General features: G+C 60.5%; 11 protein-coding genes. All 11 read right to left on the bottom strand.

The window, feature by feature from the left end; genetic code table 11:
• On the bottom strand, positions 1 to 846 hold the full coding sequence (gene kdsA / locus PSH87_RS06575) for a 3-deoxy-8-phosphooctulonate synthase (RefSeq protein ID WP_010212442.1): 846 nt from the start codon (positions 844 to 846) through the stop codon (positions 1 to 3).
• 5 nt (positions 847 to 851) lie between these two features.
• On the bottom strand, positions 852 to 2,483 hold the full coding sequence (locus PSH87_RS06570; RefSeq protein WP_010212443.1) for a CTP synthase: 1,632 nt from the start codon (positions 2,481 to 2,483) through the stop codon (positions 852 to 854).
• A gap of 273 nt (positions 2,484 to 2,756) precedes the next feature.
• The gene (tilS, locus tag PSH87_RS06565) at positions 2,757 to 4,067 is read right to left on the bottom strand and encodes a tRNA lysidine(34) synthetase TilS (protein WP_305432924.1); all 1,311 of its coding nucleotides are present in this window, start codon (positions 4,065 to 4,067) and stop codon (positions 2,757 to 2,759) included.
• A gap of 191 nt (positions 4,068 to 4,258) precedes the next feature.
• On the bottom strand, positions 4,259 to 5,206 hold the full coding sequence (locus PSH87_RS06560) for an acetyl-CoA carboxylase carboxyltransferase subunit alpha (RefSeq protein WP_017137153.1): 948 nt from the start codon (positions 5,204 to 5,206) through the stop codon (positions 4,259 to 4,261).
• A 138-nt stretch (positions 5,207 to 5,344) separates the two neighbouring features.
• Positions 5,345 to 8,866, bottom strand: a complete 3,522-nt coding sequence (gene dnaE / locus PSH87_RS06555) for a DNA polymerase III subunit alpha (protein WP_017739108.1) — start codon at positions 8,864 to 8,866, stop codon at positions 5,345 to 5,347.
• Positions 8,867 to 8,943: 77 nt separating this feature from the next.
• Entirely contained in the window at positions 8,944 to 9,576 is a 633-nt protein-coding gene (rnhB, locus tag PSH87_RS06550; RefSeq protein ID WP_305432923.1) for a ribonuclease HII, read from the bottom strand.
• Positions 9,573 to 10,712, bottom strand: a complete 1,140-nt coding sequence (gene lpxB, locus PSH87_RS06545; protein WP_017739110.1) for a lipid-A-disaccharide synthase — start codon at positions 10,710 to 10,712, stop codon at positions 9,573 to 9,575. Before lpxB ends, rnhB begins: the two co-directional genes overlap by 4 nt.
• 2 nt (positions 10,713 to 10,714) lie before the next feature.
• Positions 10,715 to 11,491 carry an acyl-ACP--UDP-N-acetylglucosamine O-acyltransferase gene (gene lpxA, locus PSH87_RS06540; RefSeq protein ID WP_017739111.1) on the bottom strand — a complete coding sequence of 259 codons (777 nt, stop codon included), beginning with the start codon at positions 11,489 to 11,491 and terminating at the stop codon, positions 10,715 to 10,717.
• Positions 11,488 to 11,928, bottom strand: a complete 441-nt coding sequence (fabZ, locus tag PSH87_RS06535; RefSeq protein WP_005785726.1) for a 3-hydroxyacyl-ACP dehydratase FabZ — start codon at positions 11,926 to 11,928, stop codon at positions 11,488 to 11,490. Before fabZ ends, lpxA begins: the two co-directional genes overlap by 4 nt.
• A gap of 108 nt (positions 11,929 to 12,036) precedes the next feature.
• Positions 12,037 to 13,092, bottom strand: a complete 1,056-nt coding sequence (gene lpxD, locus PSH87_RS06530) for a UDP-3-O-(3-hydroxymyristoyl)glucosamine N-acyltransferase (RefSeq protein ID WP_017739112.1) — start codon at positions 13,090 to 13,092, stop codon at positions 12,037 to 12,039.
• 3 nt (positions 13,093 to 13,095) lie between these two features.
• A complete protein-coding gene (locus tag PSH87_RS06525; protein ID WP_003172279.1) occupies positions 13,096 to 13,599 on the bottom strand; it encodes an OmpH family outer membrane protein in 504 nt (167 codons plus the stop codon).
• Between the last annotated feature and the right edge of the window lie 14 nt (positions 13,600 to 13,613).

The raw sequence follows: 13,613 nt of genomic DNA, 5'->3' as shown, positions 1-13,613 counted from the left end.
TTACGCGGTCTCTACCGTCGGAAAACTCTTGACCAGTTCGTCCAACTGCTTGAGCTGGGCCAGGAACGGCTCCAGCTTGTCCAGGCGCAGGGCACAGGGGCCGTCGCACTTGGCGTTGTCCGGGTCCGGGTGGGCTTCAAGGAACAGGCCCGCCAGGGACTGGCTGATGCCGGCCTTGGCCAGGTCCAGCACCTGGGCACGGCGCCCGCCAGCGGAATCGGCGCGACCACCGGGCATTTGCAGCGCGTGGGTCACGTCGAAGAACACCGGGTATTCGAACTGTTTCATGATGCCGAAACCGAGCATGTCCACCACGAGGTTGTTGTAGCCGAAGCTCGAACCACGCTCGCAGAGGATCAACTGGTCGTTACCCGCTTCCACGCACTTGTTCAGGATGTGCTTCATCTCCTGGGGTGCGAGGAACTGGGCTTTCTTGATATTGATCACAGCGCCGGTCTTGGCCATCGCGACGACCAGGTCAGTCTGGCGCGACAGGAAGGCCGGCAACTGAATGATGTCGCACACCTCGGCGACCACGGCAGCCTGTTCAGGCTCGTGGACGTCGGTGATGATCGGCACGCCGAAGGCTTGCTTGATGTCCTGGAAGATCCGCATGCCTTCTTCAAGGCCCGGGCCGCGATAGGAGGTCACGGACGAACGGTTGGCCTTGTCGAAGCTGGCCTTGAACACGTAAGGGATACCGAGTTTCTCGGTGACCTTGACGTACTCTTCACAGACCTGCATCGCCATGTCGCGGCTTTCCAGCACGTTCATGCCGCCGAACAGCACCATGGGCTTGTCGTTGGCAATCTCGATGTCGCCGACGCGAATGATCTTCTGGGCCATCAGGGTTACGCCTTCTTCTGGTGTTGCGTCAGTGCGGCCTTGACGAAACCGCTGAACAACGGGTGACCGTCGCGCGGCGTCGAGGTGAACTCCGGGTGGAACTGGCAAGCGACGAACCATGGATGATCCGGTGCTTCAACCACTTCAACCAAGGCGCCATCACCGGAGCGACCGGAGATTTTCAGGCCAGCCTCTTTGATTTGCGGCAGCAGGTTGTTGTTCACTTCGTAGCGGTGACGGTGACGCTCGACGATCACGTCCTTGCCGTAGCAATCGTGAACCAGCGAGCCCGGCTCCAGCAGGCAGTCTTGCGCGCCAAGGCGCATGGTGCCGCCCAGGTCGGAGGCTTCGGTACGGGTCTCGACCGCGCCGGTGGCATCTTCCCACTCGGTGATCAGGCCCACGACCGGGTGGCCGCTCTTGCTGTCGAACTCGGTCGAGTTGGCGTCTTTCCAGCCCAGCACGTTACGGGCGAACTCGATAACGGCCACTTGCATGCCCAGGCAGATACCCAGGTACGGCACCTTGTTTTCACGAGCGTACTGCACCGCAGTGATCTTGCCTTCCACGCCACGCAGGCCGAAACCGCCTGGAACGAGGATCGCGTCCACACCTTCGAGCAAGGCAGTGCCCTGGTTCTCGATGTCTTCGGAGTCGATGTAGCGCAGGTTGACCTTGGTACGGTTGCTGATACCGGCGTGGCTCATCGCTTCGATCAGCGACTTGTACGCGTCCAGCAGCTCCATGTACTTGCCGACCATGGCGATGGTGACTTCGTGCTCAGGGTTGAGCTTGGCGTCCACCACGGCTTCCCACTCGGACAGGTCCGCGCCGTTGCATTGCAGGCCGAAACGCTCGACCACAAAATCGTCCAGGCCTTGCGAATGCAGGATGCCCGGGATCTTGTAGATGGTGTCGGCGTCTTCCAGCGCGATCACCGCACGTTCTTCAACGTTGGTGAATTGCGCGATCTTGCGACGCGAGGAAATGTCGATCGGGTGATCGGAGCGGCACACCAGCACGTCCGGCTGCAGGCCGATGGAACGCAGTTCCTTGACCGAGTGCTGGGTAGGCTTGGTTTTGGTTTCGCCGGCAGTAGCGATGTACGGGACCAGGGTCAGGTGCATCAGCATCGCGCGCTTGGCGCCGACTTCGAAACGCAACTGGCGGATGGCTTCGAGGAACGGTTGGGATTCGATGTCACCCACGGTGCCACCGATCTCGACCATCGCCACGTCGGCATCGCCTGCACCCTTGATGATGCGGCGCTTGATTTCGTCGGTGATGTGCGGGATCACCTGGATGGTTGCACCCAGGTAGTCACCACGGCGCTCCTTGCGCAGCACGTGCTCGTAGACACGGCCGGTGGTGAAGTTGTTGTTCTGGGTCATGGTCGTGCGGATGAACCGCTCGTAGTGGCCCAGGTCCAGGTCGGTCTCGGCGCCGTCGTGGGTGACGAACACTTCACCGTGCTGGAACGGGCTCATGGTGCCCGGGTCAACGTTGATGTACGGGTCCAGCTTGAGCATGGTGACCTTAAGTCCCCGCGCCTCCAGGATGGCCGCCAATGAAGCCGATGCGATGCCTTTCCCCAATGAAGAAACAACACCGCCCGTGACGAATATGTAGCGCGTCATGAAAAACCCTAGAAGTCTGCGTTAAAGCGGTCCGAGCCGCCGGGGAAAGCGAAGAGAGGCCGAAGCCCCCGATCACCTGCATTAATCACAGTGCACCTTTCAAAAAAACCGCCGCGTGGTGACAGACCAGCAATGAAACACCGGTACGTTGATCGCTACACATTTTTTGGAATCGCCCAGCAAAGACTGCTTGGTAATCGGCAACTGCTGCGATTCAGGCGAATCCACAGAAGTTGTATCAAGAAGGGAGCGTAGTCTACCGGAAAGGCTCTATCAGCTCAAACCTTGATCGCACGTCTGTGGCATCCAATGTAATTGCCAGTCGCCCGTCGCGTCGGGCCATAGCCCAGCGAGGGTTGGGACCGCCAGCAATTGCGCGCCCTGATACAGCAGCGGCAATCTGCCACGCATGAAGCGCGGCAAGCCACCTTCATTCAGCAGGCGCTTCAAGTCACGCCGGCCTCGGCCGGGGACTTCGACGATTTCGCCGCCTTGACGATAGCGGATCTGCAACGGGCCTTCGGGTGGCTTGCCGACAAATTCCAATCGGCCATTGCCGGGTAACTCTAGTGGGTTTTGCGGCTGGGGCCAGCTCACCGATGCGTCGGAAAAATCCGACCAAGCGGCAGGCACCCACCACAGGCGCTCGGCGCAACGGTGCAGTTCGCCGTCGGCAAGGCGCCACAGCGGCTGCGCGTCAGGCTTGGCATCACGCAGGGAATACCAGCTGGCCCAGTGGTCGCTGTCGGGAAGACGGGTCAGCGGGGTCAGCCAGTGACGCAGGGCGTTGCGCTGGCGGGCGTCGGAAAGCTCGCGCAGTGGTGCAAGCGCCAACGACGGCAGTGGAAGCCAAGGAAACGACGACGGCTGATCGGCGGCATGCAGGTCCATCTGCGCCAGCTCATCGAGCAGACCTTGGGCTTCACTCAGCTGCTCGGCGGTGCGTGCGAAGCTGCTGACAGCTTGCGGCCAGCGCTCCGTCAGCAGCGGGAATACCCGGTGGCGCAGGTAGTTGCGTGCAAACCGAGGGTCGGCGTTGGACGGATCTTCAATCCACGCGAGTTGATGTTCGTGGGCATAGGCTTGCAGCTCAGCACGCGAGACATCCAGCAGCGGTCGCACCAGATACCCCCCTGCCAAGTCGCGATGCAAAGGCATCGCCGCCAACCCTCGCACCCCTGCCCCACGCAGCAGGCGAAACAGCAAGGTCTCGGCCTGGTCGTCGCGATGCTGGCCGGTCAGCAACACCTCACCGGCCCCAAGCACCTCGGCAAACGCCTGGTAGCGCGCCTCACGGGCGGCACGTTCAAGGCTGGCGCCGGGCTGGACCTGTACGCGCATGACGCGCAGGGGCACGCCCAGGCGGTCGCAGATCGATTGGCAATGGCTGGGCCAGGCATCGGCGGCGGCTTGCAGGCCGTGGTGGACATGGATGGCGTTGAGACGCGGCAGCTGTTCGGTGCTGGCCAGGAGGTGCAGCAGCACAGTGGAATCAAGACCGCCGGAGAAAGCGATGTGCCAGGCCGGGGCGTTGCGCCAGGGGGCCAGGGTTTGCAGGAGTTTGGCGTGCAAAGTTGTTTTCATCACACATCATCGCCGCAAAGCTGGAATACATTGGCCAAGCATACACAAAACAAATGTGGGAGCTGGCTTGTGTGGGAGCTGGCTTGCCTGCGATAGGATCAACTCGGTTCGACAGAACACCGAGTTGTCTGCATCGCGGGCAAGCCCGGCTCCCACACAGGCCAGCTCCCACATTGAGTGTTGCAGTGGTCTTAGAGACCGTAGCTCATCAGACGCTCGTAACGGCGCTTGAGCAGCGCTTCGTTATCCAGCTTCTTGAGCATCGCCAGTTGCGAGCCCAGTTCTGCACGGATGGTCGCAGCAGCAGCCGCCGGGTCGCGGTGAGCGCCGCCCAGTGGCTCGGCGATGACTTTGTCGACGATACCCAGGCCTTTGAGGCGATCGGCGGTGATGCCCATGGCTTCGGCAGCGTCCGGCGCCTTTTCGGCGGTTTTCCACAGGATCGAGGCGCAACCTTCCGGCGAGATCACCGCGTAGGTCGAGTATTGCAGCATGTTCAACTGGTCGCACACGCCAATGGCCAGTGCGCCGCCGGAACCACCTTCGCCAATCACGGTGGCGATGATCGGGGTTTTCAGGCGGGACATGACGCGCAGGTTCCAGGCGATGGCTTCGCTCTGGTTGCGCTCTTCTGCGTCGATACCCGGGTAAGCACCCGGGGTGTCGATGAAGGTCAGGATCGGCATCTTGAAGCGTTCAGCCATTTCCATCAGGCGGCAGGCCTTGCGGTAGCCTTCCGGGCGCGGCATGCCGAAGTTGCGGCGGACTTTCTCGCGCACTTCACGGCCTTTCTGGTGACCGATGACCATTACCGGCTGGTCGTCCAGGCGAGCGATACCGCCCACGATGGCCGCGTCGTCAGAGAAGTGGCGGTCGCCATGCAGCTCGTCGAACTCGGTGAAGATGTGCTGAATGTAGTCCAGGGTGTACGGGCGGCGCGGGTGGCGAGCCAGGCGCGCGATCTGCCAGCTGGTCAGCTTGCCGAAGATGTCTTCGGTCAGGGTGCTGCTCTTGTCCTGCAGGCGAGCGATCTCATCGCCGATATTCAGCGAATTGTCATTGCCGACCAGGCGCAGTTCTTCAATCTTGGCTTGCAGGTCAGCGATCGGCTGTTCGAAATCAAGAAAATTCGGGTTCATAAGCGTCCGTCTTGGGTCGACGGCCAAGGAGTGCCTGGCCAGCCGGTGGTCTATTCGCGCCCTACCTTAAGGGAGAGGCGCGTTTAGGTCGAGATTAAATGTTCAGTCGAGATCAGGCTAATTACTGCCACCTGGCCATCAACGGTATTGGAGGAAGACGTTGTCTCGCCCGAACTGGTCACGCAAAGCTTGAATCAAGCCATCTGCGGGATCAATTCGCCAGGTCTCGCCGAACTGCAGCATCGCCTTGGCGTCGCTGCCGGTGTACTCCATGGTCACCGGGCACGCGCCACGGTGGCGTTTGAGCAAGTCGCCCAACCAGCGTAGCTGATCGCCCTTGAGCGCCTCGGTCTTCACCTTCAGGCGCAGGCTTTCGGCCAGGTTGGTGCGCGCGTCTTCCATGCTCATCACTCGCTTGATCCGCAGGCGCAGGCCGCCGGAGAAGTCGTCGTTGCTGACCTCCCCTTCCACCACCACCATGGCATCGGTCTGCAACAACGACTGCGCCGAATGGAACGCGTCGGCAAACAGCGACGCTTCGATACGGCCCGAGCGGTCGTCGAGGGTGATGAAACCCATCTTGTCGCCCTTTTTGTTTTTCATCACCCGCAGGGCGATGATCATGCCGGCAACGGTCTGGGTGTCGCGGGCCGGCTTCAGGTCGATGATGCGCTGGCGGGCAAAACGGCGGATTTCGCCTTCGTATTCGTCAATCGGGTGACCGGTCAGGTACAGGCCCAAGGTGTCTTTCTCACCCTTGAGACGTTCCTTGAGGGTCAGCTCCTTGGCCTTGCGATGGTTGCCGTAGACGTCCGCGTCTTCTTCGACAAACAAGCCGCCAAACAGGTCGGCGTGGCCGCTGTCGTGGGTGCGCGCAGTCTGTTCGGCGGCCTTGATCGCCTCTTCCATCGCGGTCAGCAGCACCGCGCGGTTACGGTCGATATTCGCCTGGTATGCCTTGGGCTCATCGTGGAAATACGGGCCGAGACGGTCGAGTGCGCCGCTGCGGATCAAGCCATCGAGGGTCCGTTTATTGATGCGTTTGAGGTCGACCCTCGCGCAGAAGTCGAATAGGTCCGCGAACGGCCCGCTCTGACGCGCTTCGACAATGGCCTCCACCGGGCTTTCGCCCACGCCTTTGATCGCGCCCAGGCCATAAATGATGCGGCCTTCGTCGTTCACCGTGAACTTGAACTCCGAGGCGTTCACGTCCGGCGCGTCGAGGCGCAGCTTCATGGTGCGCACTTCCTCGATCAAGGTCACGACCTTGTCGGTGTTGTGCATATCCGCCGAGAGTACCGCGGCCATGAACGGCGCCGGGTAGTGGGCTTTCAGCCAGGCGGTCTGGTACGACACCAGGCCGTACGCAGCGGAGTGGGATTTGTTGAAGCCGTAACCGGCGAATTTTTCCACCAGGTCGAAGATGTTACCGGCGAGGTCGGCGTCGATATTGTTGGTCGCACAACCTTCAATGAAACCGCCGCGCTGCTTGGCCATTTCCTCGGGTTTTTTCTTACCCATGGCCCGGCGCAGCATGTCCGCACCGCCAAGGGTGTAACCGGCCATGACCTGGGCGATCTGCATCACCTGTTCCTGATACAGGATGATGCCGTAGGTCGGCGCCAGGACGGGCTTGAGGCCTTCGTACTGGTAGTCGGAGTGCGGGTAAGCCAGCTCGGCGCGACCGTGCTTACGGTTGATGAAGTCGTCCACCATGCCCGATTGCAGCGGGCCCGGACGGAACAGGGCCACCAGTGCGATCAAGTCTTCCAGGCAGTCGGGCTTGAGCTTTTTGATCAGCTCTTTCATGCCCCGCGACTCAAGCTGGAACACCGCCGTGGTTTCGGCTTTTTGCAGCAACTGGTAGGTCGGTTTGTCGTCCAGCGGGATAAACGCGATATCCAGCGGCGCTTCGTCCACCTTGGCGCGCTCGCGGTTGATGGTCTTGAGCGCCCAGTCGATGATGGTCAGGGTACGCAGGCCGAGGAAGTCGAACTTCACCAGGCCAGCCGCCTCCACGTCATCCTTGTCGAACTGGGTTACCAGGCCGTCGCCGGCTTCGTCGCAATAGATCGGCGAAAAGTCGGTGAGCTTGGTAGGAGCAATTACCACACCACCGGCGTGTTTACCGACGTTACGCACCACGCCTTCAAGCTTGCGGGCCATGTCCCAGATTTCGGCGGCTTCTTCATCGATCTTGATAAAGTCGCGCAGGATCTCTTCCTGCTCGTAGGCCTTTTCCAGGGTCATGCCGACTTCGAACGGGATCATCTTCGACAGGCGATCCGCCAGGCCGTAGGACTTGCCCTGCACCCGCGCCACGTCACGGATTACAGCCTTGGCCGCCATGGAACCGAAGGTGATGATCTGGCTTACGGCGTTGCGGCCGTATTTCTCGGCCACGTACTCGATCACGCGGTCACGGCCGTCCATGCAGAAGTCGACGTCGAAGTCGGGCATGGAGACCCGTTCCGGGTTCAGGAACCGTTCGAACAGCAGGTCATATTCCAGCGGGTCGAGGTCGGTAATCTTCTGCACATAGGCCACCAGCGAGCCGGCACCCGAACCCCGGCCCGGCCCCACCGGTACGCCGTTGCTTTTGGCCCACTGGATAAAGTCCATTACGATCAGGAAGTAACCGGGGAACCCCATCTGGATGATGATATCCAGCTCGAAATTCAGCCGATCGACGTAGACCTGGCGCTTGGCCTCGTAGTCTTCGGTGGTGTCCTTGGGCAGCAGAACGGTCAACCGTTCTTCCAGGCCGTCGAACGACACCTTGCGGAAATATTCATCGATGGTCATGCCATCGGGAATCGGGAAGTTGGGCAGGAAGTGCTTGCCCAGCTTCACTTCGATATTGCAGCGCTTGGCAATTTCGACGGAGTTTTCCAGAGCCTCGGGCAGGTCGCTGAACAGCTCGGCCATCTCGTCGGCGCTTTTGAGGTACTGCTCTTCACTGTAGTTCTTCGAACGGCGCGGGTCATCCAGGGCCCGGCCTTCGCCGATGCACACGCGGGTTTCGTGGGCCTCGAAATCTTCTTTCTTGATGAAACGTACATCGTTGGTTGCCACCAGCGGCGCGCCCAGCGTGTCAGCCAGGGCCACGGCGGCGTGCAGGTGTTCTTCGTCGTTGGGGCGGTTGGTGCGCTGCACTTCCAGGTAGAAACGGTCCGGGAACACCTGCATCCACTCGCGGGCGAGCACTTCGGCTTCCTGTGGGTTGCCACCCAGCAGCGCGAGACCGATCTCGCCCTCTTTGGCAGCCGACAGCATGATCAGGCCTTCGCTGGCCTCGGCCACCCATTCGCGCTCGATGATGATCGAACCATTGCGCTGGCCGTCGATGAAACCACGGGAAATCAGCTCGGTGAGGTTGCGGTAACCAACACCGTTCATCGCCAGCAGGCTGATGCGGCTCAGGGCGTTGTCCGGGTCTTTGTTGGACAGCCACAGGTCGGCGCCGCAGATCGGCTTGATACCGGCGCCCATGGCGTTTTTGTAGAACTTGACCAGGGAACACATGTTGTTCTGGTCGGTAACCGCTACCGCAGGCATGTTCATGCCCACCAGGGTTTTGACCAGCGGTTTGATCCGTACCAGGCCGTCGACCAGGGAGTATTCAGTGTGCAGGCGCAGGTGAACGAATGAAGCCGGCATAGTGATCCTGTCTAGAAACTTAGAAACAACAAGGCCCGGGATTGTACCGGGCCTTGAGCAAAACATCAGCCTCGCGACTACAGCTCGCCGAGCGCTTCCCGCGCCTCGTAAGCCAGGCGAACCGGGGCGAACGAACGGCGGTGGATAGGCGTTGGGCCGAGGCGGGCCAGGGCTTCCAGATGAACGGGCGTCGGGTAGCCCTTATGGCCACCAATGCCGTAGCCGGGATAGATCAATTCGAAGGCGGCCATTTCACGGTCGCGGCTGACTTTGGCCAGGATCGACGCCGCGGCAATCGCCGACACCTTGCTATCACCCTTGACCACCGCTTCAGACGGCATCGCCAGTTTGGGGCAGCGGTTGCCGTCGATCATCGCCATTTTCGGGGTGATGTGCAGGCCTTCGACCGCACGCTGCATGGCGAGCATGGTGGCGTGAAGAATGTTCAATTCGTCGATTTCTTCGACTTCGGCCCGGGCGATGTGCCAGCTCAGGGCCTTTTCACAGATCTCATCGAAGAGTTTTTCGCGGCGGGCTTCGGTGAGTTTTTTCGAGTCATTGAGGCCAAGGATCGGGCGGTTCGGATCAAGGATCACCGCCGCCGTGACCACTGCACCGCACAGCGGGCCGCGACCCACTTCGTCCACACCGGCCACCAGTTCGTGGGCTTCGGCAACCAGGCTGAAGTCCAGGCCCATTTGCGTCGTCATACTGTTTCCTGTTTTTGCCCGATCAAGGTCAGCACGGCATCCGCCGCCTGGTTCGATGCATCACGGCGCAAGACGCGATGAATGGCATCAAAACCACGGGTCTGCTCTTCGCCGCCGTCGATCAGGGGTAATACGGTTTGCGCCAGGGCTTCGGGCGTTGCAGCGTCCTGCAACAACTCCGGCACCAACAGGCGCTGGGCCAGCAGGTTGGGCAAGGAGATGTAGGGACTTTTGACCATGCGCTTGAGAATCCAGAACGTCAGCGGCGCCAGGCGATAGGCCACGACCATCGGACGCTTGTACAGCAGCGCTTCCAGGGTCGCGGTGCCCGAGGCGATCAACACGGCATCACAGGCCGCCAGGGCCAGGTGTGATTGGCCGTCGAGCAGGGTCAACGGCAAAGTGCGACCTTCAAGCAAGGTTTCGATTTGCGCGCGACGTTGCGGGCTGGCGCACGGCAGTACGAAACGGACGCCCGGCTTCAAGGCCATCAGCCGTTCGGCGGCATCGAAAAACAATGCGCCCAAACGGCCGACTTCGCCACCGCGACTGCCCGGCATCAGCGCCACCAGCGGACCGTCGGGCAAGCCCAATTCAGCACGGGCCGCCGCGCGATCGGCTTGCAACGGAATGGCATCGGCCAGGGTGTGGCCGACAAAGCGCACCGGCACACCCTTCTCTTCGTAAAACTTCGCCTCGAACGGCAGCAGGGTCAGCATCAGGTCGCAGCCTTCGCGGATCTTCAGCACACGCTTCTGCCGCCACGCCCACACGGACGGGCTGACGTAGTGCACGGTCTTGATCCCGGCCTGACGCAACTTGAGTTCGATATTGAGGGTGAAGTCCGGCGCGTCGATACCGATAAAGACGTCGGGCTTTTCTTCGATGAGGGTCTGGATCAGCAGCTTGCGCCGAGCCAGCAGCTCGCGCAGACGGCCCAGTACCTCCACCAGGCCCATGACCGACAAGCGTTCCATGGGAAAGTAGGACGTGAGGCCTTCGGCCTGCATCAGCGGGCCACCCACGCCGATAAACTCAACCGCAGGATGCTGGGCCTTGAGGGCCCGCATCAGGCCTGCGCCCAGAATGTCGCCGGAAGCTTCACCGGCCACCAGCGCAATACGCAGATTGGCCATGATCAGCGGGTGATGCCGCGGGTCGATGCCTGGATCGAGTCACGGAATATCGCGACTTCCGGGAACAACGCGGACGGCTCGGCCAGTTCGGCCAGCGCCTGGTCAACCGTCAAGCCCTGGCGGTAAACCACCTTGTAGGCACGGCGCAGGGCATGGATGGCTTCTTCGCTGAAACCACGACGGCGCATGCCTTCGAAGTTCATGCTGCGGGCTTCGGCCGGGTTGCCGAACACGGTGACGAACGCCGGGACATCCTTGCCGATGGCGGTGCCCATGCCGGAAAAGCTGTGGGCGCCGATATGGCAGTACTGATGCACCAGGGTGAAACCGGACAAAATCGCCCAATCGTCAACGTGCACATGACCAGCCAACGCCGTGTTGTTGACCAGGATGCAGTGGTTGCCGATCACGCTGTCGTGGCCGATGTGGGCATAGGCCATGACCAGGTTGTGATCACCCAGCGTAGTCTCGGCACGATCCTGCACGGTGCCACGATGAATGGTCACGCCTTCTCGGATGATGTTGTGATCACCGATTACCAGGCGTGTTTCTTCACCCTTGTACTTCATGTCCGGGGTGTCTTCACCTACCGAGGAAAACTGGTAGATGCGATTGTGTTTGCCAATACGGGTCGGACCTTTGAGGATCACGTGTGGCCCGATGACAGTCCCCTCGCCGATTTCAACACCTGCGCCGATGATCGACCAAGGGCCGACCTCAACGTCGGCGGCCAGCACGGCCGACGGATCGATGATTGCGCGAGGGTCAATCAAACTCATAGTTTGCGTTCCGCACAGATGATCTCGGCAGAGCACACCGGCTTGCCATCCACCGAGGCCTGGCACTCGAACTTCCAGATCTGGCGCTTGCAGCTGATGAACCTGGCTTCCAGGATCAACTGGTCACCCGGGGTGACCGGATTGCGGAAACGCAACTTGTCGGAACCCACGAAATAGTAAAGCGTGCCGTCGGCAGGCTTGAGGTCGAGCATTTTGAAACCAAGGATACCGGCAGCCTGGGCCATCGCTTCAATGATCAACACACCCGGCATGATTGGATGCGCGGGAAAGTGACCGTTGAAGAACGGTTCGTTGATGCTGACATTCTTGTAGGCACGAATGCGCTTTTCCTCGACATTGAGGTCCACTACACGGTCCACCAGCAGGAACGGGTAACGGTGAGGCAGGTATTCGCGAATCTCGTTGATGTCCATCATTTCGGGGGGAAGCCTGTAATAAAGATTGGGGGCGGACTAAAAGCACGCCCCGCTAGCAAATCAAGGAGGCAAGTCTAGCGGCTGTGCACACTTGATATGGAAATGGTATCAGCCTTCTGATGAAGCATTACCGCCAGGGGTCACTTCACCAACACGCTTTTCCAGCTGTTTGAGACGTCGAGCCATGTCATCCAGATGCCTCAAGCGTGCTGCACTCTTGCGCCATTCAGCTGCGGGCTGCATGGCCGTACCGGAAGAATAGGCGCCTGGCTCGGTAATCGAGTGGGTCACCATGGTCATGCCGGTGATGAAGACGTTGTCGCAAATCTCGATATGGCCCACCAGCCCAACGCCACCGGCGAGCATGCAATGCTTGCCGATCTTGGTGCTGCCGGAGATACCGACACAGGCGGCCATGGCGGTGTGATCGCCAATCTGTACGTTGTGGGCGATCTGGATCTGGTTGTCGAGCTTCACGCCATTGCCGATCACGGTATCGGCCAAGGCCCCGCGATCGACAGCAGTGTTCACGCCAATTTCCACATCGTCGCCGATCAACACACCGCCGACCTGGGCGATCTTGTTCCAGATGCCTTTCGAGTTGGCAAAGCCAAAGCCTTCCCCACCGATCACAGCACCCGATTGAATCACCACACGTTCGCCAATACGCACATCGTGGTAGAGGGTCACACGAGGAGCCAGCCAACCACCGGCGCCGATTTCGCAGCGTGCACCGATAAAGCAATGGGCACCGACCGTGACTCCAGCCGCAATGCGCGCACCGCTCTCGATCACCGCAAAGGCGCCAATGCTGGCCGCAGGATCAACCTGGGCATCATCGGCGATGACTGCAGACGGATGGATACCGGCAACAGCCTTGGGTTTCGGGTCAAACAGGTGCGACGCACGCGCGTAAGCCAGGTACGGGTCAGCCACCACCAGCGCATCCCCGGCAAACCCTTCGGCGTCAGCGGCTTTCAGCAACACGGCTGCGGCTTGGCTGTCGACGAGGTATTTACGGTACTGAGGATTTGCGAGGAAGCTCAACTGAGCTGGGCCAGCCTCCTGCAAGGTGGCTAGCCCAGTGATTTCCTTCTCCGGGGAGCCGCGCAAGTCGGCCCCCAGGAACTCGGCCAACTCGCCGAGTTTGATAGTCGCGGTCATGGCTTACTTCAGCTGGTTCATGCGCTCGATCACCTGACGGGTGATGTCGTATTGAGGCTTGACGTCGATCACGGCGCCGCGCTCGAACACCAGGTCAAAGGCACCTTTCTTGATGACTTCTTCCACAGCGCTGTCGAGTTTCGGCTTCAGCTGCTTGAGCATTTCGCGGTCAGCAACAGCCTTGGCTTCGTTCAGCTCCTTGGATTGGAACTGGTAGTCACGGGCCTTTTGCTTGAATTCAAGCTCCAGACGCTCGCGCTCGCCTTGCTGCATCTTGTCGCCACCGGCAACCAGACGATCCTGGATGCCCTTGGCGCTGCTTTCCAGGGTCTTGAGTTTGGTCAGTTGCGGACCGAATTTTTTCTCGGCATCCACGGCGTACTTCTTGGCCGCATCGGATTCCAGCAGAGCCATCTGATAGTTCAGGACGGCGATTTTCATTTCGGCGAAGGCCGGGGTGGTTACCAGCACGGTGGCCAGCAGAACCAATTGAGTCAACTTACGCACGATGTACTCCTACA

It is taken from the genome of Pseudomonas sp. FP453 (assembly GCF_030687495.1).
Lineage (GTDB): Bacteria > Pseudomonadota > Gammaproteobacteria > Pseudomonadales > Pseudomonadaceae > Aquipseudomonas.
Note: the sequence above shows the minus strand (reverse complement) of the source record. Positions and strands in the feature narration are given on the sequence as shown.